Genomic DNA, 20,327 nt, shown 5'->3' with positions numbered 1-20,327 from the left:
GATGGTTCAATGCCTGTTGTGGCTAGTTGGTTTACACGCACAGCAACAGGGCTGGGATAAGCATTTTCAGGCCAATACCATTGGGCATCGAACGGTACTCTCAACGATTCGCTTGGGATTGGAGGTACTCAGGCGGCCTGATTATCAAATCACGGAGAAAGAATTGCTGGCGGCCTGGGTATTATTCGCCAATCAGTTGCTCAAATATGGCTATGCTATGGCTGATTTATGAGGGGATCCTTCAGTACTAAGTATTAAAGTATCACACTGATATGGCGGTTTTAGCTGGATGCTAGCCGCTATCTTTGATTCTAAGCTGCCCGTTTATCATTTAAAGTAAAAGCTCATTCATATATTGTTCATATGCCTTTGCCGTACAAAAAGTTATCCGAATACAACTCATCTAGAAATTATGTTTCCCTGAGCAGTCAAATCTCCTAACACTGTCACTAACCCCTTAATTATAAATTGAAGTGGTGAATAAAAGACGGCATTCTGTGAGGATTAACAGCGGCTGTTTGGCGTCAAAGTAGAGTTAGTTGAATAAGGAAGTTTTGTGGATATATTAGGTCTATTTTCAGATGCTTTAGCTCAAGTGTGGTACATCATACCTTTACTACTCATCATATCGATTTTTAGGAGTCGTTGGTTTAAAGGTGTGTTCGGCGAGTTTTTGGTAAATCAGATATTGTCACGGTTGCCAGAATCAGATTACACATTGGTAAAAAATGTAACATTGCCCACAGATGATGGTACAACTCAAATTGACCATGTTATTGTATCTAAGTTTGGTCTTTTCATCGTTGAAACTAAAAACATGAAAGGTTGGATTTTTGGTTCAAAAAATCAAAAGCAGTGGACACAGAAAATCTATCGTCACTCTTCAAAATTCCAGAATCCTCTCCATCAAAATTATAAACACGTCAAAACCCTAGAATCATTGTTAGGCATAGATTCATCATATTTACACTCTGTAATTGTTTTTATTGGTGATAGTACGTTCAAAACGGATATGCCTGAAAATGTTACTTATGCACGAGGGTGCTTGAGCTACATAAAGCAGTTCGTACAGCCTGTATTCTCAGAGACAGAGTACACTCAAATTATTGAAGTCATCAATGACGTCAAACTAAAGAGAGGCGTTGTTACAGACCTTAGGCATCGACAGCATGTTACAGAGTTAGTCGCATCAAAAAACAGCGTAAAGCAGTGCTCACGCTGTGGTTCCGCAATGGTTATGCGTGAAACAAAGCGTGGTGAAAATAAAGGTAAACAGTTTTGGGGGTGTTCTGCATTCCCAAAATGTAGATCTGTGGAAGAATTCAACTAAAGAGTTATTTAAGGTTTCATGAGCAAGCCGAACCTGACCAGACTCATTCCTGCCCCAAAACGTGTTTCAATCAAAATTACGTCATTTCAAAGAATTAACATTTGACCTAGTTTTTATTAGCCGTGTAATGTGGCTACTAGTAAAGAAATTTCATCCAATGGTGAGTATAGGTGTTTGACGAAGCCCAAAAAGAAGCAGTTATGCAAGCGTATAACTTTGCTTGTAAAGTTGCCAAAAAGCACCACAAAGAATTAGCAAAAAAAGCTTCAAATGAAGAAATGGAGATATTAAATGAACTTCGTTCAGAACATTTACCAGAGGAACTCAAAAAACGTGTCTTCGATTTAGCAGTTGAATATCACTACTGTAAGTCACCATCATCTAAGGATGGTCTTATCACAAACCTAAAAAACATTGAAACTGAACTAAAAAGTTTAATCACAAAGTTTGATACATTGAAAAGCACTGCCCCTCACACATTTGATGATATCGCTTCTCAAATGTATTCCCCATACTTACGAGGTGGTGAGCTTAAAGCGCAAGAATTTACATATTATGATCCTCAGACCGAGCTAAAACATCTAGTTCGGAGTATTAGGTTAGCTAAGAGCACTACACATGCTAAAGCAAAGAAAGTAAAAAAAAGAGGTACTTATTGGCACCGTATCGAACAACTATGGTTACAAATTACAAACCAACGCACTCAGCCTGCTCAAAATAGTGATTTTATTGTATTTTCTGAGATGATTTTCAACTCTGGTAAAAGTTCCGAAGGCCCTATAGAAAGCGCTGAAGCGTTGAGTAAAGACTACAGGCGGTATCTGAATGAAAAACTTTCAGCTTCATTGTTACCAAGTCGCTTGGACAAAAACGAATAAATAACTGTTTTTATGTCCAGAACAATAACCACATACTGCATAAAATGACTCTACAAATAATGATGTGGAGAAAATTATTATGCTTCTAGAGATTCGAACAAAAACCTTTTATATTAAGTTTTCTTGGCGGGCGCTCAGCATGGTTTTCATTGTAGCCTTATGTGTGTATTTTAATTTGCCATTGCCTTGGCAAAATGGGTAGACCTGAGTGTCCATCACTCTGATGGACAGCATAAGTTGCGATGACTTAGTCTTTGTCATACATCTAATTTAGTAAAACCTGTAACTTGCTTTTGTCCAAGTACTTGGTATTGCGGCAGGTGAAGGATGTTGTCGGGAAGTTCGGTCATGGTGTTGTATAGGCGTAGGTGTCAGTCAGATCCATCCGACTCGGCATTGGTGTTTGCTTTTTTACCCAACAAGCTGCTGGAAACGAAAAGTAAGGCACCGAGGACAATTGCAATATCAGCCAGGTTGAAGGCCGGCCAATGCCAGTCTCGCCAATAGAAATCAAAGGAATCCACAACATAGCCGCGAAAGACCCGGTCAATCAGGTTGCCCATGGCGCCACCGAGGATAAGACTGTAAGCGATGGCTTCTCCTTTATGACGATTTTCAAGGATCAGCTTGATCAGAAAAATCGAGACCACTACCGCGATTCCGATAAAAAAGTAGCGCTGCCAGCCTCCACCATTCGCAAAAAGACTGAATGCGGCACCGGTGTTCCATAGGTGCACCCAGTTAAAGAACGGGGTCACCGAAACATACTCGCCATAGGCCATTGATTGCTGCACCAGCCACTTTACAGCCTGATCAGACGCTGCCAGCAGGCCCGATATGGACAATAGGGCATACGGCGAGAGCTTTTTGCCAATAATGAGCATTATTTAACCCTTCAACGCCAAAATGCGTCTGGCACCGTTAAGTACAATGCCCCCCGCGATGGTGCCGATAATCAGATCCGGATAATTGGAACCGGTCCACGCGACCAGGGCGCCGGCGGTGATGACCCCCAGGTTGATCACCACGTCGTTGGCCGAGAATATCCAGCTTGCCTTCATGTGCGCCCCGCCTTCCCGATGTTTGGATATGAGCAGCAGACAACTGGTATTGGCAATCAATGCGACGAATGCGATAGCCATCATCACCAGCGATTCAGGCTCACTACCGAATACAAAGCGTCTCACCACCTCTACGAGCACGCCCACAGCCAAGATCAGTTGCAGTACACCAGCAAGATGCGCGGCACGTACCTGCATTTTCACGCTATGTCCAACCGCATAAAGGGCAAGCCCGTACACCGCCGCATCGGCAAAATTGTCCAGGGATTCTCCAATCAGGCCGGTGGACCGGGCGATCAGACCGGCAGTCATTTCCACCACGAACAGAAGTGCATTGATGCCGAGCAACCAGCGCAGGGTCCCGGATTCTTGCTTAGCAGAAGCTGCCGAAAACTCGGCGGCCTTGATGGTCTCCGGATTTGCAGCGACGGTTTCCTGAAGCGAGGCGCCTAGCCCCAAGGTCTTCAGTTTCGAGGTGACGGGCTCGACCTCGCCGTCATGCACGACCTTCAGCCGGCGGTTCGACAAGTCGAAGGACAGCGCCCGAATCTCCTCAAAGCCGTTCAGGGCTAGGCGAATCATTCGTTCTTCTGATGGACAGTCCATCTTCGGCACGGCATAAACACTGACCCATCTCCCTGGCGCCTCGGAGGAGGCCTGTATATCGGTATCCGCTGCGGACGTTGCATCACCGCCACAGGCGCCACCACAGGATTTGCTCATGATACGACTCCACTTGAACAATGTTGTGGTACCATTTTAAACTATAAAGCTACTATAAGGTCAATAGAGTAAAGAATCCGTTGGGGAGGAGGCTGATGCGCATTGGTCAGTTGGCGCAGTTGGTAGGGGTCGAAACACAGACGATCCGCTTCTATGAACAGCAGGGCTTGTTGCCACCGCCTGATCGGCAGGACAACGGTTACCGTGTCTATACCGAGAAGCATGGTGAGGGGCTGGCCTTCATCCGTCGCTGCAGAATCCTGGGCCTGTCACTGGCTGAGATTCACGAACTACAGAGCTATCAGGACGACCCTCATCAGCCTTGTACCGCCGTCAACGCCTTGCTCGATGATCACATCTCTCATGTGCGGTCGCAGATAACCGCTCTGCAAGCGCTTGAGAAACAACTCGTTTCACTGAGAGCGAGTTGCAACGATGACCGGGAAGTTGAGGCGTGTGGGGTTCTTGCTGGAATTAGCGAAGGAAACATGCACCAGCAGTAGGTGAAGCATCAACCAGATAATCCGATGAGATGCCGGTCTGTCTCACTCTCATGCAAAGGTAAGATCAACCATTTAATCCGCTTACCCTTTAATTTGAAAGGTTTAAAAAGATGAACAGTTACGAAGAGCAGCTTAAGACAGTGTTTCGCTCTGCTCAGATGCACCTCTATCTCACCTGCGCAGAATCAGGCCGATTTGTGCCAGTTCAGCGCCGCAATGAGATTTTGATTAAACGGTTAAAGCCATTTGTCGATGACAAGGCCTGCCGTGAAATTAAGAGTCATGTTAAGCGTGTCATCCTACTTGGGCGCCAAGGGCAGGACATGGAAGCCTGCATTAATCAAATGTTATCGGTTATCAACAGCTCCAGCGTCAAATACGACAGGATGATTGCGCTGGCTGAATGGTTGGTCACTGCGATTGATGCTATCAAAGAGCCAATCCAATTCAGCACCAGTGAACAACCTGTGACAGTGGATCACAATGCCTGCGAGATACGTTTTAACCGAGTGCAGATTGAGAATTGCTTCAATGAAGATGGCCAACAAATAGCTCCGATGATGATTAACTATCGCTACACTTCAGAGGACAATTTAATTGCACTTAAGAAGGTGTTTAACTCAGATTATCAATTGATTGAATGTGTGGTTTTAACAAACAACACTGCCAACTTTTTTATCATCGATAGCGCTCATTGGATGGATGCTCAATAGTGCTAAAATAGCTGAAAGGAACTCTCGGTATGATTCAATTATCCTCTCTCACCTTACATGATGTTGTACGCAACTTATCCGGCTTAGGCTTCTTTTGGGCGTTGTGGATGATATTCCCTTATCGACATAATCACGCAATACCTTTACTCCGGTCAGGCGCCGCTATCGCTTTTATGGCGGCTGGGTTGTATATGCTAAGTGATAAAGGGCTTGTTGAGTTTCACCCCCCTGCTTTTCTGGCGCTGGCCACATTACTGGTCACAACTAAAATGGATAATACCAATACATTTCCGGCGATGGTTATTCAGAACGTGTTTCTTGGTAGCACGTTAATTTCGTTATTTATTTATGGCATTGGAACCGTAGTTATCACCTGCACTTCGGCGGCGATTTTCTTGTATATCCTCAACAAAGCAATGCCGGAAGACATTCACAATTAATATAGCGCGTGATATCGTCCAAATGTGTAAATTTTTGGACATAACTCTATGAATCCTTTGTGCGTTTATATAATAGTTTGATAATTCTTAATAATGTTTGATCATTTATATAATAGTTTGATATTTTTTGGCTCTTTTGGTGAATGTGCGGATTAAGAGTTAGCACATTTTTGCCCCAAAGCTTTTCAGGAGTAGCAAAGGACCTGATACCAACTGTGCACAGGTTGACCAAATTTTTGTAATGTATAAAGTTCCCACTATTACTGAATCACATCATTTTTCTAGTGCCATGAAATTAGATCGATTCCAAATATTTTTACGAATAACGCAAACAACCAAAAGCAAATTACGGTTATCGTGGCACTCACTAGTAACGATGGCCAGAAACCCAAACGTTGTAACAGTGATGGAAATATCAGGAACATAGGTAATGTAGGTATGACATACCAGAACGTGTACCAAGCATGGTTCGCTATTTTTTCCATTGGCTGTTTTTCAACATATAACCAAACCATGGCTAAAATGGTGACCAGCGGCAATGCCACGATCAGCGCTCCAAGTTTATCACTACGCTTTGCAAGCTCAGAAGCTGCAACAACGACTGCAGCGGTGATCATATACTTTGTTAGTAGCCAGCCCATTCCACCCTCACTATGAGTGATTAAAAACCGATTGCCTATCGGTTTTTGTTCTGCCACTATAGCGGTCATTATGGCAAGAGAAAAGTGTTATGCAGTTAGGTGAATTAGAAAAGCAGGTTTTGCAACATCTTTGGACTGAGTCTGAAGCGGATGCTAAGCAAGTACATGCGGTGCTTGGGTTGTCTCGAGAGAGTTCACTCAATACCATTCAGAGCACCTTAGATCGCTTGTTTAAAAAAGGATTACTGAGTCGAACTAAGCAGGGTCATGCCTACTTTTATCGAGCAAAAGTCGACAGAGAAGCCTTGATCGCCAAACTTATTACCAATGTTACTAGTGACTTTATCGAAGAGGGTGAGCACAGTCTGATCGCGGCCTTTAGTTCAGTATCCGCTAATCTGAATGATGCTCAGCTAGATATCTTGGAACATTTAATTGAAGAACAACGTCAACTTCGGAAAGGATAATTAGGCTTATGTTTGTTGGCGATTTAGCGATTACACTGAATTTACTGAGTGTTGCAGTGCTGGCATTTGCTATCAGTGTTGTGTTCATCTCGATCGCTCTACGATTCACTCTGCCTAGATTAGATTATCTCACTTTCAGGTTACGTAAAGTTATCCTATGGTCGTTAGTCACAGCGCCTTGGTGGATAGCCATTAATTGTGTTGTCTTTTTCTGGCCGAAGCAGCAAGATTTGTTTTCTGCAGCTTGGTTAAATGAATTTGTTCACTGGCACCATATTGATATTTTTAGCTTCGACAGTTGGCACGCAGTTACCTTGCTTTCGGCCTCGGGATTTTTGATTTGGTCGATGATAAAGACTGTTTATTCTCGCAAAAAACAATCATCAACAATGGCGTCTCTGCTTGGATTATCAGATGTTTACCCCCAAGAAGCCAACTCTCAGCATCGTTATTATTTATTACCTTTGGCAATACCTGCAGCTTTTACCACAGGGCTTATTTCTCCCAAAATCTATCTGACTACGGCACTACAAGAACGGGTTAATGAGCAGGAATTAGATATTATTATCCGGCATGAAATGGCGCATGTCGCTGCCAGAGATCCTCTGTTTAAAGTGATCTTCGCGACTTTTGCAGGCTTTTTTCCGCTCGGGATGAAACAACATTTGGTCAAGCAATTTACCTTGCTTACTGAACTGATGGCAGATCATGCAGTGACAAATGAACACGACCATCTTGACGTTGCTCAGGCTCTGGTTAACGTTGCCAGAATGCAACGAAGCGTAACGCTAGGTTGTGATGGGTTGCAAACGAGCTATTTCGGCAATGATCAAACCAGCGTGCGAGTGCAGCGCCTAATTTATCCTGTTTGTACATCTTCTCGATTGGCAATCGGTTTAGCTATTGTGTTGTTAGTCATAGCACCAGTATTAACCGCCTCCACGGTGGATAGCCTCCACCATATTATCGAAACTTTTTTCACCCATTAAGTAAGGATTGGGAATGAAAGCTATTCTTTGTAAACGCACAGCCAAAAAACCGATAGGCAATCGGTTTTCTGCTGCATTGATAGGAATGAGTATTATCCTATCGGCATCCGCAGCGACAGATGAAAGCCCGCAAAAAATCAGTTTATCTGATGCGGTTACCATGACTCTCACCCATCATCCTGATTTACAAGCTTTTGTATCGCAGCAGCGAGTCTGGGAGGGGCGTATTCAGCAAGCGAGTGTCGGTGAACGCCCAGAAATTGGGCTGATGATTGAGGATGCGTTAGGCACGGGGGAACACAGTGCATTGAAAAGTGTGCAATCTACGCTCACCTTCTCATGGTTGCTGCAACAGGACCTAATTGATAGTCGTGTTAACACGGTAAAAACGGAAGCCACTAAACTGGTCATAGAGAAGCAAATCAAGGCGCTCGATTTGTCTTCACAGGTGGCTAAGCACTTTATCGATATACTGGTTAAACAGGAGCATCTTAAGCTCAATGTGATGGCAAAAGCTCAGGCTGAGAACGTTGTTGATACGATTGCCAAGCGGGTGCAAGCAGGTAAAAGTTCGGCGGTTGAAATGCAGTTGGCAAAGGCTGAATTTATCCGCCGAGGACTGGCGGTCGAAGATATCGAACACGAGCTGAAAGCGAGCCAGTATCAACTAGCCTCCCTTTGGGGTAAGCCTAAAGCAGCATATTATTTCAACGGTGATCTGCTGGACATGCCAACAGTGCCGTCGGTTGACAGTCAGCTTACCCTGCTAAAGCAGAATCCGCGTTTTCAACAGTTTGCCAGTGCTCAGCGTATTGCTCAGTCACAAATGGAACTGGCACGAATTGAAGCCAAACCCCAGTGGCAATTTACCGCTGGGGTCCGTCGTTATGAGGCAAGCGATGACTTTGGTTTAGTGGCAGGCGTCTCTATCCCTTGGGGCACAAGTGACCGTAATGCAGGGACAATCGCAGCCCTCCACGCTCAGCAGGATGTGTTGGTCAACGAACAAAGCGCATTAATGCAAGCTCAAGATGCTCAACTCTATGTACTGCTACAGGAAATGGCACACTCTGCGCATGTGATAGATACAGTGCGCAACAGTATAGTGCCCACCCTCGAAAAAGCCCTGTCAGAGGCAAGCAATGCTTTTGATAAAGGTCAACTCAGTTACAACCAATACAATGATGTGTATCGGGAATTACTCAGTGCTCAATATCAGTTGCTGGATGCCTTTGAAAGCCTGCATTTGCAACACATCGAAATTCAACGCCTGACGGGTACGTCCATTTCTCAGTGAGATTACTTATGAAAAATAACCACATCCTTTCGTCACTGAGTTTGGCGATACTGCTCAGTATGGGTATGAACGCCTTCATCCCAACACCTGTAATGGCTTCCTCAGCCCCTGTTGCTGAGCAGGCTGACCCAGAAAAAGGTCCGCATCGTGGACGTATGCTGCGTGAGGGGAATTTTGCTTTAGAGCTGTCCATTTTTGAAACGGGTGTCCCTCCAGAGTTTCGAGTGTGGTTGACCTATGAAGGGAAACCACTAGATCCCAAAACTGTTGATTTGAGCGTTAAATTGACTCGCTTAGGCAATGTCGTGGATGACATTCGCTTTAACGCGCAAGGGGATTTCCTCCGTGGTGATATGGAGATCTATGAACCCCATTCGTTTGTGGTCACGATTGAGGCTAAATACCAAGGTAAAACGTACCTTTGGCAGTATGACAACTTTGAAGGTCGCACCACGATAGAGCAAGCCGTCGCCACCGCGATGGATATTCAAACCGATATTGCAGGTCCAGCCACTTTGCACCAAACAATCCCTGCCTATGGCACATTGGCGCTACCGGTAGAGTCGCAGCGTGCCATCGCCGCTCGCTTTGAAGGAGAAATTACGCAGTTGTATGTTGGACTGGGTGACAGGGTAAAAAAAGGCCAACCCTTGTTAACCATAGAAAGTAACGAAAGTTTGAAGCCATATCAAATCAAAGCGCCATCCGATGGCGTAGTCACCCAGCAGTTCGCTAACAGTGGCGAGCAAACCCTTGGCCGTTCGTTGCTGACGCTCACCGATAACAGTCATTATATCGCTAAACTGGCGGTATACCCCATTGATTATCAAAAGGTTAGCATCGGTGCTGCCGTCACTTTGCAGATAGAGGGCTCGGATGAGACTTATCAAGGTACTGTTTCATTTATCGAGCCCCAAGTGCGTGATGATCAAGCCCGTATCGTGTGGGTAAAACTTGCTAATGAAAAGGGAGCGTTTACCTCCGGCAGTTTTGTTCACGCCAAGATTGAAGTGGCCACCATTGAGGTGTCTTTGGCGGTTAAACGAATTGGATTGCAAGGGTTTCGTGATTTCACCGTAGTGTTTGCCAAAGTCGGTGAGCAATATGAAGTGCGTATGCTGGAGCTAGGCCGTCAAGGCGGTGAATGGGTTGAGGTACTGGGCGGTTTGAAACCTGGCACTGAATACGTCACCGAAAATAGCTATATCTTAAAAGCCGACATTGAAAAGTCTGGCGCATCCCACGATCACTAGGAGTGTAAGTCATGTTGGAATCGATTTTACGCTTTTCGATAAAGCGAAAATTCCTAGTGCTGGTGATGGTATTAGCTTTAGCCGGATTAGGCATATGGAACTTCACTAAATTGCCGATTGATGCGGTGCCGGACATCACCAATGTGCAGGTGATGATCAACACCGAAGCCCCAGGTTATACCCCGCTTGAGATTGAGCAACGGGTCACCTTTCCCTTGGAAACCGCTTTGGCAGGTTTACCTGGGCTAACTTACACACGTTCCGTTTCTCGCTATGGCTTGTCTCAAGTGGTTGCCATATTCAGTGACGACACGGATGTGTATTTTGCCCGCCAGCTCGTGAACGAACGATTATCCGCAGCCCGTGCTGAATTGCCTGTAGGACTTGAGCCGCAGCTTGGCCCTATTGCGACAGGCTTAGGTGAAATCTTTATGTTTACGGTGGATGCATTGCCTGATGCCACCCATGCCGATGGTTCGCCGATCACACCAATGGATTTACGCACTGTGCACGATTGGACGATTAGACCGCAGTTGATGCGAGTGCCCGGCGTTGTTGAAGTGAATCCTATTGGTGGTTTTGAACGTGAAATTTTAGTGGCTTTCAAACCAGAAAAACTTTTGGCCTTTGGCTTAACCCAAGCGGATGTTGTCGATGCCATTGCTAAAAATAATCAAAATCAAGGTGCGGGTTTTATTGAGCAAAACGGCGCGCAGTGGCTACTGAGAATGCCCGGTCAGGCAGAGGATATGGCCACGATTGGCAATATCCCGCTGAAATCGACCAATGGATCAGCCTTGACCATCAAAGATGTAGCAGAGATTGAAAATGGCCAAGGTCTACGAAACGGTGCCGCCACGCAGAATGGCCGTGAAGTGGTCATGAGTACCGTGTTTATGTTAATTGGTGAAAATAGTCGCACCGTAGCCCATGCCGTGGGCGAAAAGCTCAAAGAAATCAATGCGACTCTCCCAGAAGGGATTGTGGCCACTGCCGTATATGACCGCACCACCTTGGTAGATAAAACGTTACAAACAGTACAAACCAATCTACTTGAAGGCGCAATTCTGGTGATCGTGGTGTTGTTTGTCTTGCTAGGAAACTTTCGGGCGGCATTTTTAACCGCATTAGTCATCCCTTTTGCCATGTTGATGACCATTACGGGCATGGTGCAGACTCGTGTTAGTGCTAACTTGATGAGCTTAGGGGCTCTGGACTTTGGTTTATTAGTGGATGGCGCGATCATCATTGTTGAAAACTGCCTGAGGCGTTTAAGTCAGGCGGGGGATGATCCCTTACCATTAAAAGAACGTTTAGAACTCGTCTTTGAGGCCACTCGCGAGGTTATTCGCCCGGCACTGTTTGGTGTCTTTATCATTACTGCGGTCTATTTGCCGATTTTTGCGCTGGAAGGCGTGGAAGGCAAAATGTTCCATCCAATGGCCATTACAGTGGTGATTGCACTGTTAAGTGCAATGCTGCTTTCCGTCACCTTTGTTCCTGCAATGGTTGCATTGCTGTTTAAAAAACCGGTGAAAGAGAAACACAGTCCACTTATTCGTGGCGCAGTGCTCTTATATCGCCCAGCCTTAAACTGGGTCATTAAAGGGCGCTGGATGGTTGTCATCGCTGCCACGCTGTTAGTCGCAATCTTTGGTTATCAGGCGACGAAATTAGGCAGTGAATTCGCACCAAATCTGGATGAAGGGGATATTGCTATGCACGCCCTTCGAATTCCGGGAACTTCGCTGAGTCAGGCAATCGCCCTGCAGGAAACACTGGAAGATAAAATTAAACAGATGCCAGAGGTTGAGCGGGTATTTGCCAAAATCGGCACGGCCGATGTGGCTACCGATGCGGTGCCTCCCAGTGTGGCGGATAACTTCATTATCTTAAAACCCCGTGAACAGTGGCCCAATCCTGACAAATCGAAAGCACAAATTGTCGAAGAACTTGCTGCCCTAGTCGCCCCCATACCGGGGAACCGTTATGAATTCTTGCAACCCATTCAGATGCGTTTCAATGAACTGCTGGCAGGGGTAAGGGCAGAACTTGCCATCAAAGTGTTTGGTGATGATTTTGATACGCTCACAGCACTGGGCGCAGAAATTGAGTCCGCCATCGCTCAAGTCGAAGGTGTTGCAGATATTCAGGTTGAGCAGAGCACGGGGCTGACGATGCTGAACATCATTCCTAATCGTCAAAAGCTGATGCAGCATGGTATCAGTATCATGGAGGTGCAATCTCAAGTTGCTACCGCGATGGGAGGGACTGTGGCGGGTAAGTTCTACCAAGGGGATGTGCGTTCAGATATTGTGGTGCGTCTTGATGAGTCGCGTAGGCAGAACATCGATGCGCTCAGTTATCTACCTATTACTTTGCCTGGCGGTCAAAGCATTCCACTTCAAGAATTAGCCTCCTTAGAGCTGGTTTCGGGCGCTAACCAAATAAACCGTGAAAACGGTAAACGCCGAATGGTCGTTACGGCTAACGTACGTGGACGAGATTTAGGCAGCTTTGTCGCCGATATTCAGACCGTTATTGGTGAAAAAGTGGCAATTCCCGCAGGTTATTGGCTGGAGTACGGTGGCACCTATCAGAAACTGCAATCGGCTTCAAAACGCCTCAGTATTGTGGTGCCTGTTACCTTGTTGATGATTATCGGCTTGCTGATGTTGGCGCTTAACTCCTTTAAAGACGCAATGATTATCTTTACTGGCGTGCCACTGGCGTTAACAGGTGGGATTGCGGCGCTGTTGCTGCGCGATATTCCGTTCTCAATTTCGGCCGCGGTTGGCTTTATTGCATTATCGGGCATTGCGATTTTAAATGGTCTGGTGATGGTGTCATTTATTCGCCAATTACGTAAAGAAGGGGTGGGACTCGATAGCGCCATTTTTGAAGGGGCGCTAACGAGGCTGCGTCCGGTCATAACCACCGCATTAGTCGCTTCGCTTGGCTTTATTCCGATGGCCCTCAATACCGGTATTGGTTCTGAAGTGCAACGGCCACTGGCTACCGTAGTGATTGGCGGCATTATCTCCTCTACGCTATTAACGCTATTTCTTATCCCCGCGCTATATCGAATTTTACACAAAGAAAAGGAGTCTATTTTGACTGAAGTAGAAGCAATGGAGTTAGTTGATGCCAAATAAGCTATTAAAAATCAGCCTATTCCTCTTAATTGGACTGTTAGGTTTTATCAGTGTCGATGTATTGGCCCATGGGGTCGATGACAATACCCGAGCCTTTTTAGAACAAAACCAAGGGGTGCAATTTATTCCGTTTTTGTATATCGGGGCTAAGCATATGATCACCGGATACGACCACTTACTATTTTTAGTGGGGGTGATCTTCTTTTTGTACCGCAGCAAAGATGTGTTGTTGTATGTCACCATGTTTACTATTGGTCACAGCACAACGTTGTTACTTGGCGTTATGACTGATGTTCAGGTCAATGCGTATTTGATCGATGCCATTATCGGCGTATCAGTGATCTACAAAGGTTTTGATAACTTAGGTGGATTTAAGCGCTGCTTTAATTGGCAACCCAATACCCAAATGGCGGTGTTGATCTTTGGTTTGTTCCATGGCTTTGGACTGGCAACCAAATTACAGGAATTTGAACTGTCACAGGAAGGCCTGTTTACCAATTTATTGGCATTTAACATCGGGGTGGAGATCGGGCAATTTGCTGCGTTGGCCTTTATTTTGATAGTGATTAACGCTTGGCGTCACTTTCCTTCATTTCAGCGATTTTCAACGCTCACAAACACGGCACTCATGAGTGCCGGGATCATGCTGATGGGCTATCAGCTTACTGGTTATTTTGTAAATTAACTAATAAAAAGAGAAGATTATGCAACACACTGTGAGTTCAACCACTTTAGTCAAAGCCAGTATTTCCGCAACTGTCATTGCGGCCGTTGCTCTGGTGACTTTTATCCTTCCTGCCGAGTACAACATTGACCCGACAGGCGTAGGCCAAAAATTGGGATTAACGACACTTGCACAAGCCGCTGAAGCCGAAGGTGTGGTTTCAACGCAGGGCTTAGGTGAGAAAAACAGCCAAGAATTTCAAACGATTGAAGTGGTTGTTCCCGCTGGTCGAGGCGTCGAATATAAGTTTGCTATGCCACAGTATGCCAAAATGACCTATGAATGGTTAACTGATGGCGACGCTTTGTATTTTGACCTCCATGGTGAACCAGAGGGAGATACTACAGGTTATTTTGAGAGTTACACCATAGCAACATCAAACGAAATGAAAGGGAGCTTTACGGCACCTTTCGCGGGTTCCCATGGTTGGTATTGGAAAAATAAATCGGATAAACCGATAGCCGTACAGCTACTGGTTAAAGGGCAGTATGACGTCATTGGCCTTAAATAATAATTGACATAATTTGGAGAATGCTATGAAAAAATTGATAACAGTTGTCGCCCTATGTGGCCTATTAATGAATGGTAGTGCTTTAGCCCATGCTGATCATGGTGTGATTAGTGGGCAAGGTGCAATAAAGGTTGCCGCTAAGTCACTCAATCAAATGACATTTAAAGACTTTGGTTTTGAGGTAGGTAAATTAGATGGCTCATGGAAAGAGGTACCTGAATCACAATTATCCATTGTGACCTTTGAAGGTAATTTTTATGTAATAAGCGCTGTTAACCCCACCACTAAAAAACAGGTCTTTCTGAAAATCGCCAGTAACGGTGAATTATTGGAAGTTAAAGATACAAACAAGTTCTAATATCCCGATATGATGCTGTCTAGTACGCATTAGACAGTGCCATAGATATCCCTCTTGAATATATATTTTCACTTATTGTTAGATCGAGCATTGCCATACTTTTGGTAATTCGAATCTGTGGAATTAGAGTTAAAATTCTAACGCGGAAATGTCCAAAAGTGAGTTTGAAAATGATCAAACTTAATTATGAGAAACTGAAATTCGTCCTCAGATAAATTATCAAACAATAGCGGTATTACCGTTCATGACACCCATAATTTTTATCAAACTTTATTATGGTCGTACAGGTGTTAATGACTAACATCGATTGGCCATCCGGCGCGACATGTGCGACTCAGGAAGAGGACGGTGAAATCATTTTCTGGAAAGCCCCGGTGGAGACTGTATTGTCAGTGCGTGACGACGCTGAAAGCCGTGGTGTTCTGCCATCTCTTCTCCATAAGGATATGGTACATAGCTGGTATCATAGGGATAGCGGCCATGACGATGATTTACCAGAGCTGGCGTGTGATTGGCGTACCGCGTTAGTCACCAAACCAGCTCGGTTCTAAGTTAAACGATGACAGAGATAGGCCAGAGATGAAAATCAGTAAGTTAGTTGAACATCAGTACCGTGCTAAGCCAAAACAGCTGGCGTTAAAACCGATCCTTCACCTCGTCTGCGTCTTAGAAGAAATCCTAGGAAATGCCAGTGCTGAGCAACTGCTGGCTATTATCAAAGACCATCAACAGCTAGTTGCGTTGCGTAAGCAATGCGCCACTCCGCACCACAACACGCTTGACGTTTATCGGATAGTGCGGAAAACCTCGCCGTTCAGGGCGAGGATGAATAGCGCAACGGCGAAGCCGTTCTGAGGGCTACGCCGGAGTTTGTTGCTGCTCAATATACTGCCGGATGATCTCAATTGGCGCACCACCACAGCTCCCCGCAAAATAACTGGGCGACCAGAGCGCACCTCCCCAGAGTTTCTTTTTGATCGAAGGGTAATTCTTTTTTCGGATCATCCGGCTGGATACACCTTTGAGACTGTTAACCAGATTCGACACGGCCACCTTCGGCGGGTAATTCACCAACAAATGCACATGGTCGTCTTCACCGTCGAACTCAACCAGCTCTGATTCAAAATCAAGACAGACCTTTTCAAAAAAGATTTTTAGATCATCCAGCACTTCTTTGGTAAAGACATTTCGTCGGTATTTTGTTACAAAGACCAAATGAACGTGCATTTTAAAAACACAATGCCTGCCATGCCTTAAATCGCTTTCTATTTCCATAGACCAATCTATAATTGAGTTGTATTGACACAGTATGAGCAAGCCATGCAACGACTGCAAGCCTACAAATTCGAACTGATTGTCACTGGAGAGCAGCAGCGCCAGATGCGCCGCTTCTCCGGTGCTTGTCGGTTTGTCTATAACAAGGCGCTGGCGTTGCAAAAAGAACGACATGAGCAGGGTGAAAAGAAACTATCGGCCTTTGAACTGAATAATCTGTTACCACAATGGAAAGCAGAGCCAGAAACAAAATGGCTGTCTGATTCACCTTCTCAAACGCTGCAACAGTCGCTGAAAGATTTAGATCGGGCGTACAAAAATTTCTTTGCCAAACGAGCAGACTTCCCGCGCTTCAAAAAGAAGGGTCAGTCAGATAGCTTTCGCTATCCACAAGGGGTGAAACTGGAGCAAGGCAATAATCGACTCTTCCTGCCCAAGCTCGGCTGGCTGCGTTACCGCAACAGTCGGACGGTGGAAGGTGAGATTAAAAACGTCACGGTCAGTCAGGTTTGTGGTAAGTGGTATGTATCGATCCAGACCGAGCGGGAAGTTGAAATTGCCGTGCATCAGGGCGATGCCATCGGCATTGACATGGGCATTGCCCGCTTTGCCACCCTGTCCGATGGCCGTTTCTACGCCCCGCTCAACAGTTTCAAACGGCACGAAACCGCTTTGCGCAAGGCGCAGCAGGCCATGAGCCGCAAGGTAAAATTCAGCAATAACTGGAAAAAGGCCAAAGCCAAAGTTCAGCGCATTCATTCCAATATCGGCAACAGCCGCCGTGACTACCTGCATAAAATATCAAACGACATTAGCAAAAACCACGCGATAGTCTGTATTGAAGATTTGCAGGTCAAAAACATGTCAAAATCAGCGGCAGGAACCGCCGAGCAACAGGGTAGGAATGTTAGGGCGAAGTCAGGCCTGAATAAAGCCATTCTTGATCAAGGCTGGTTTGAGTTCCGTCGCCAGCTCGATTACAAGCTGGCATGGAATGGCGGCCACCTGATCGCCGTTCCACCGAAAAACACCAGCCGGACGTGTCCGTGCTGTGGTCACATATCGAAGGATAACCGCGCCACGCAAGCTCGGTTTGCCTGTGTGGAATGTGGCTTTGAAGAAAACGCCGATGTCGTCGGCGCGATCAATGTATTAAGGGCGGGACACGCCCGATTAGCCTGTGAAGTGAGTGGTGCAACAATGCCGCCAGCAGCAGGAACCCACCGAAGCGAGTCCGGCGTTCGCGCCTAACCGCAGTAGGAATCCTCGTCGTTTACGGCGAGGAGGATGTCAATTCATAGACGGATGGCGAAAAAGCGATATCCCCAAAAGTGGAAAGGAAATACCTGACAAGCTATTAGAGATGTACAAGCTAATCGGGAACACGTTCCGTAGTTTCTCTGAGGATGATATTGCGAATAACATCTTAAGTGGTGAGTTAAGAGAGGTTCGAAATGACTGATGAACGCTTAGATAGAATGCACAAACTGGCTCAGCGTTTAGCTAAAAATGGCACGATGGATCAGCTAACCATGCGAAAAATCGATGCACTCGCGCTCAGCGCAAAGCTAGATGAAATGACAGCAGAGCGAATAAAGCATATTAGGGAGCGTGAGCACATTAGCCAAGGTGTCCTCGCTACGATTCTGAATATGAGCAATGAGAGCATTCAAAAATGGGAACAGGGAAAGTCTAAGCCACAGGGTGCCGCGTTAAGATTGCTTAACATGATTGATAAGAATGGCATTGAGTGTGTGCTTTCTTAAGAGACACAAGCCGCAGACGGAGCCGATGGTTCCGTTTTTTGCTTCTACCGTTCAAATTCCTGCAAATCTGCACCAAGCTAAATCACACCTAACAGCATGAATGTAAAGTGTTAACTTAAATATTTTCAGCTTAATTCCACCGAATCAAAGTTTGAATTTAGCCCTCCCTTACTTAAAATAATGTGACATAATTTACTATTAAATACCCCTACGAGAATTTGCGCATGGTTCAATCAAATCAACAGATAGAAACGATTTTAGCCGCATGGCTTAGCGTGGGGAATGAGTTCAATCCTCATAATAAATTGTATCGGCATCCTGAGTTTATCTTTAGAAAAGCCGGAGAGTGGAATGGATGGAATGATTTTTTTGGTCTGAGCCCCGATGCAGACACTTATGAGGAAAATGATCGAATAAATGAGTTAGAGAATCAGGCTTGGGAGTTATACAAAGAACGCTTTCATCAAGTGCGCCTTCCTTAATATATGTCCCCTGGGAGCGTTGCCGGGAACAACACATCTCCCATGTAAAGGCCTAACAGAGTTACGGACCTGGGGGAATCATGTCCCGGAGCTGAAGAAGTCCCGGACTAAAACACTCACATCTATGTCAGTGCTTAACACACATCTCAACGTCGCTTCATATCTATCCGGGCATTGGCCAAAATCAACAATTCCCATGTAATCGCCTAACAGAGTTGTCAGCCTGGGGGGAAAGCGTGTCCCGGAGCTGTCGTACTTGAGCCATCAGAAAAACATCAATCCCCGTTTGAGAGATTCCCTAGAAATTTGTGTCGTTTTGAATCTGTGAGAAGCTGCTAGAAACTCAAAGCAGGAGCGTACAAGATGACGATGAATATCCTAGGGACAGTAACAACGAGCGAAGGTGGCAGCACTCAATGCCTTAATCAATCCGGCAAGTGGGACTGTAGTTCTCTCTTTAATTGCTGTGATTGCGGCGTGAACGAAGGTGACGCGGGTTGCGGTTGTCGATACTGTTTTAGCTGCAATGCTTGTGAGCATTGCCTACAAGAAGAATGAATCTCTATGAGACCACTGTGTTATTCGGCAATAAGGGCGCGATTAAGCGCCCTTTTTCATGCTTAATGGCAATAAAAAACCCGCACTAAGCGGGTATTAATTAGAAGGGATGCTCAAAGGCATTAGAGGTTTTCACGCGCCCAATCGAAGGCTTGGCGATGATTGTCTAACGTGACTAGGCTGTCAGCCAGCTCAGTAAAGCCTGCCGCTCGAAGTGCTTCACATTGTTCAAGGTATTTCCCCATTTCGCTTGCGCCATCAATAAACGCATCCTCTATCCTTTCATAGTCTGAAGAAGAGCAGTTAGCAACATCTGACTCACCAGTGATTTCTTTAACAAACGCTTCTCTTGGGTCTACTGATTGAGTTTCCATCTATTTTTCCTCATTGGGTTAGTTACTGTGAATAGGCTACCAATGATTGAATTTCTGGCAAATTTCAGAGCTGGTGGATTAGACTTTTGGGAAAATATAAGCGCGTTCTATCTCGAAGCAGTATAGCGCTACTTTGTTAGCGCCGTACTCAGAATTAAAATTGGCCGTGGTTTCAAAATACCTGACGCGTGATGTCCCTATCTGTGTATAAAAGTAATCGGCGGTTTGAGAGCGGTCATCGTTGTACCCGCTCAGCAAACTAAACTCACGATGAACACCACCAAAAGCCTTCACGAAGGGATAGAACAATCTTGAGCGACTGCCATCATCAAAATCAGACTGATAGCCGAGCTGTTTACCAACGGGTTTAGTCTCAGAGCAATCCAATTGGGTAAAAGATTTTTTCAGATCTATTCCACCGTTCGCTGCATAAACACTGAGTGAACTCGCAAGAGCTACTGCACACAACAATCTCACTTTCATCTAAATCCCGCGAGAAACCCCGTCCTTCTAGGGCGAGGAGGGATAGCGGTTGCTCCGAAGGAGCAAAAACTACCCGATTGGTTAATGTTAATATTTGCTTTCACAAAAACAACTGTATTCTTGTGAACTATGAAAGAGATCGCTATTAAACAACGCTTTTACCCAACGACTGAACAGGCTCAATTGCTTGCGCAGACTTTCGGCTGTGTGCGTTTCGTTTACAACGCGATCCTTAAATGGCGTACCGACGCTTTCTACAACGAAAGCAAAAAGGTTAACTACAACACGGCAAGCTCTAAGCTGACCGAACTCAAGAAGCAAACTGAGTTTGAATGGCTTAACAGCG

Annotated in this window: 26 protein-coding genes and 1 pseudogene; 21 read left to right on the top strand and 6 right to left on the bottom strand. The window is 45.5% G+C overall.

Features of this window, described 5'->3' with window-relative positions:
* The 3 genes and pseudogenes from L5M29_RS22875 to L5M29_RS22865 all read left to right on the top strand — a co-directional run.
* A pseudogene (locus L5M29_RS22875) lies at positions 1 to 232 on the top strand (IS4 family transposase); the annotation flags it as partial.
* Positions 233 to 556: 324 nt separating this feature from the next.
* The gene (locus L5M29_RS22870) at positions 557 to 1,330 is read left to right on the top strand and encodes a nuclease-related domain-containing protein (RefSeq protein WP_259560897.1); all 774 of its coding nucleotides are present in this window, start codon (positions 557 to 559) and stop codon (positions 1,328 to 1,330) included.
* 170 nt (positions 1,331 to 1,500) lie between these two features.
* Positions 1,501 to 2,208: a hypothetical protein gene (locus L5M29_RS22865; protein WP_259214949.1), complete on the top strand. Its 708-nt coding sequence runs from the start codon at positions 1,501 to 1,503 to the stop codon at positions 2,206 to 2,208.
* A gap of 371 nt (positions 2,209 to 2,579) precedes the next feature.
* Here the strand turns inward: L5M29_RS22865 and lspA are convergent, their stop codons facing one another.
* Positions 2,580 to 3,092 (bottom strand): signal peptidase II, encoded by a 513-nt coding sequence (lspA, locus tag L5M29_RS22860; RefSeq protein WP_003821921.1) that lies wholly within the window; start codon positions 3,090 to 3,092, stop codon positions 2,580 to 2,582.
* 3 nt (positions 3,093 to 3,095) lie between these two features.
* Complete coding sequence (locus L5M29_RS22855; RefSeq protein ID WP_004364974.1) at positions 3,096 to 3,992, bottom strand: cation transporter; 897 nt, start codon at positions 3,990 to 3,992, stop codon at positions 3,096 to 3,098.
* Between the two features lie 95 nt (positions 3,993 to 4,087).
* On the opposite strand from L5M29_RS22855, the gene cadR reads away from it, so the two are divergent.
* From cadR to L5M29_RS22840, 3 genes are all read left to right on the top strand, one after another.
* Positions 4,088 to 4,495 carry a Cd(II)/Pb(II)-responsive transcriptional regulator gene (cadR, locus tag L5M29_RS22850; RefSeq protein ID WP_004364961.1) on the top strand — a complete coding sequence of 136 codons (408 nt, stop codon included), beginning with the start codon at positions 4,088 to 4,090 and terminating at the stop codon, positions 4,493 to 4,495.
* Between the two features lie 110 nt (positions 4,496 to 4,605).
* Positions 4,606 to 5,208: a DUF2913 family protein gene (locus tag L5M29_RS22845; RefSeq protein WP_140907557.1), complete on the top strand. Its 603-nt coding sequence runs from the start codon at positions 4,606 to 4,608 to the stop codon at positions 5,206 to 5,208.
* Positions 5,209 to 5,237: 29 nt separating this feature from the next.
* Positions 5,238 to 5,648: a hypothetical protein gene (locus L5M29_RS22840; RefSeq protein WP_140907558.1), complete on the top strand. Its 411-nt coding sequence runs from the start codon at positions 5,238 to 5,240 to the stop codon at positions 5,646 to 5,648.
* Positions 5,649 to 5,929: 281 nt separating this feature from the next.
* Here the strand turns inward: L5M29_RS22840 and L5M29_RS22835 are convergent, their stop codons facing one another.
* The gene (locus L5M29_RS22835; protein ID WP_011787741.1) at positions 5,930 to 6,289 is read right to left on the bottom strand and encodes a DUF3147 family protein; all 360 of its coding nucleotides are present in this window, start codon (positions 6,287 to 6,289) and stop codon (positions 5,930 to 5,932) included.
* Between the two features lie 89 nt (positions 6,290 to 6,378).
* On the opposite strand from L5M29_RS22835, the gene L5M29_RS22830 reads away from it, so the two are divergent.
* The 10 genes from L5M29_RS22830 to L5M29_RS22785 all read left to right on the top strand — a co-directional run bounded on the left by L5M29_RS22830 (position 6,379) and on the right by L5M29_RS22785 (position 15,898).
* A complete protein-coding gene (locus L5M29_RS22830; protein WP_014609901.1) occupies positions 6,379 to 6,756 on the top strand; it encodes a BlaI/MecI/CopY family transcriptional regulator in 378 nt (125 codons plus the stop codon).
* Positions 6,757 to 6,764: 8 nt separating this feature from the next.
* Positions 6,765 to 7,745 (top strand): M56 family metallopeptidase, encoded by a 981-nt coding sequence (locus tag L5M29_RS22825; RefSeq protein WP_014609900.1) that lies wholly within the window; start codon positions 6,765 to 6,767, stop codon positions 7,743 to 7,745.
* Between the two features lie 13 nt (positions 7,746 to 7,758).
* Positions 7,759 to 9,042 (top strand): TolC family protein, encoded by a 1,284-nt coding sequence (locus L5M29_RS22820; protein WP_014609899.1) that lies wholly within the window; start codon positions 7,759 to 7,761, stop codon positions 9,040 to 9,042.
* Positions 9,043 to 9,050: 8 nt separating this feature from the next.
* Entirely contained in the window at positions 9,051 to 10,295 is a 1,245-nt protein-coding gene (locus tag L5M29_RS22815) for an efflux RND transporter periplasmic adaptor subunit (protein WP_263170229.1), read from the top strand.
* An 11-nt stretch (positions 10,296 to 10,306) separates the two neighbouring features.
* On the top strand, positions 10,307 to 13,450 hold the full coding sequence (locus L5M29_RS22810; protein WP_014609897.1) for an efflux RND transporter permease subunit: 3,144 nt from the start codon (positions 10,307 to 10,309) through the stop codon (positions 13,448 to 13,450).
* Positions 13,440 to 14,135 (top strand): HupE/UreJ family protein, encoded by a 696-nt coding sequence (locus tag L5M29_RS22805; RefSeq protein WP_011787747.1) that lies wholly within the window; start codon positions 13,440 to 13,442, stop codon positions 14,133 to 14,135. The genes L5M29_RS22810 and L5M29_RS22805 overlap by 11 nt, the downstream gene beginning before the upstream one ends.
* Before the next feature lie 19 nt (positions 14,136 to 14,154).
* Positions 14,155 to 14,685 (top strand): hypothetical protein, encoded by a 531-nt coding sequence (locus L5M29_RS22800; protein ID WP_011787748.1) that lies wholly within the window; start codon positions 14,155 to 14,157, stop codon positions 14,683 to 14,685.
* Positions 14,686 to 14,710: 25 nt separating this feature from the next.
* Positions 14,711 to 15,043 (top strand): DUF6488 family protein, encoded by a 333-nt coding sequence (locus L5M29_RS22795; RefSeq protein ID WP_011787749.1) that lies wholly within the window; start codon positions 14,711 to 14,713, stop codon positions 15,041 to 15,043.
* Between the two features lie 287 nt (positions 15,044 to 15,330).
* Positions 15,331 to 15,594, top strand: a complete 264-nt coding sequence (locus L5M29_RS22790; RefSeq protein ID WP_259483853.1) for a hypothetical protein — start codon at positions 15,331 to 15,333, stop codon at positions 15,592 to 15,594.
* 28 nt (positions 15,595 to 15,622) lie between these two features.
* Positions 15,623 to 15,898, top strand: coding sequence for a hypothetical protein (locus L5M29_RS22785; RefSeq protein ID WP_259216134.1), 276 nt, complete (start codon positions 15,623 to 15,625; stop codon positions 15,896 to 15,898).
* Between the two features lie 3 nt (positions 15,899 to 15,901).
* On the opposite strand, the gene tnpA is transcribed toward L5M29_RS22785, so the two are convergent.
* Entirely contained in the window at positions 15,902 to 16,318 is a 417-nt protein-coding gene (tnpA, locus tag L5M29_RS22780; RefSeq protein WP_037426855.1) for an IS200/IS605 family transposase, read from the bottom strand.
* A gap of 45 nt (positions 16,319 to 16,363) precedes the next feature.
* On the opposite strand from tnpA, the gene L5M29_RS22775 reads away from it, so the two are divergent.
* The 4 genes from L5M29_RS22775 (at position 16,364) to L5M29_RS22760 (ending at position 19,124) form a co-directional block, all read left to right on the top strand.
* On the top strand, positions 16,364 to 17,569 hold the full coding sequence (locus L5M29_RS22775; protein WP_086904945.1) for an RNA-guided endonuclease InsQ/TnpB family protein: 1,206 nt from the start codon (positions 16,364 to 16,366) through the stop codon (positions 17,567 to 17,569).
* A 203-nt stretch (positions 17,570 to 17,772) separates the two neighbouring features.
* A complete protein-coding gene (locus tag L5M29_RS22770) occupies positions 17,773 to 18,084 on the top strand; it encodes a helix-turn-helix domain-containing protein (RefSeq protein ID WP_140906700.1) in 312 nt (103 codons plus the stop codon).
* 224 nt (positions 18,085 to 18,308) lie between these two features.
* Positions 18,309 to 18,566, top strand: coding sequence for a hypothetical protein (locus L5M29_RS22765; RefSeq protein WP_259216132.1), 258 nt, complete (start codon positions 18,309 to 18,311; stop codon positions 18,564 to 18,566).
* Positions 18,567 to 18,929: 363 nt separating this feature from the next.
* On the top strand, positions 18,930 to 19,124 hold the full coding sequence (locus tag L5M29_RS22760; protein WP_263170223.1) for a hypothetical protein: 195 nt from the start codon (positions 18,930 to 18,932) through the stop codon (positions 19,122 to 19,124).
* A 122-nt stretch (positions 19,125 to 19,246) separates the two neighbouring features.
* Here L5M29_RS22760 and L5M29_RS22755 read toward each other — a convergent pair whose 3' ends face one another.
* Together L5M29_RS22755 and L5M29_RS22750 are read right to left on the bottom strand one after the other, a co-directional pair.
* Complete coding sequence (locus L5M29_RS22755; protein WP_011711570.1) at positions 19,247 to 19,498, bottom strand: hypothetical protein; 252 nt, start codon at positions 19,496 to 19,498, stop codon at positions 19,247 to 19,249.
* 78 nt (positions 19,499 to 19,576) lie between these two features.
* Positions 19,577 to 19,981, bottom strand: a complete 405-nt coding sequence (locus L5M29_RS22750) for a hypothetical protein (RefSeq protein WP_263170220.1) — start codon at positions 19,979 to 19,981, stop codon at positions 19,577 to 19,579.
* A gap of 129 nt (positions 19,982 to 20,110) precedes the next feature.
* Here L5M29_RS22750 and L5M29_RS22745 point away from each other — a divergent pair.
* A partial coding sequence (locus L5M29_RS22745; protein WP_263169722.1) for a helix-turn-helix domain-containing protein occupies positions 20,111 to 20,327 on the top strand: 217 nt, incomplete at its 3' end.

The sequence above is a fragment of the Shewanella sp. SM95 genome, assembly GCF_025653595.1.
GTDB lineage: Bacteria > Pseudomonadota > Gammaproteobacteria > Enterobacterales > Shewanellaceae > Shewanella > Shewanella oncorhynchi.
The sequence above is the reverse complement of the archived record's forward strand: the minus strand, read 5'-3'. Positions and strand labels throughout refer to the sequence as shown.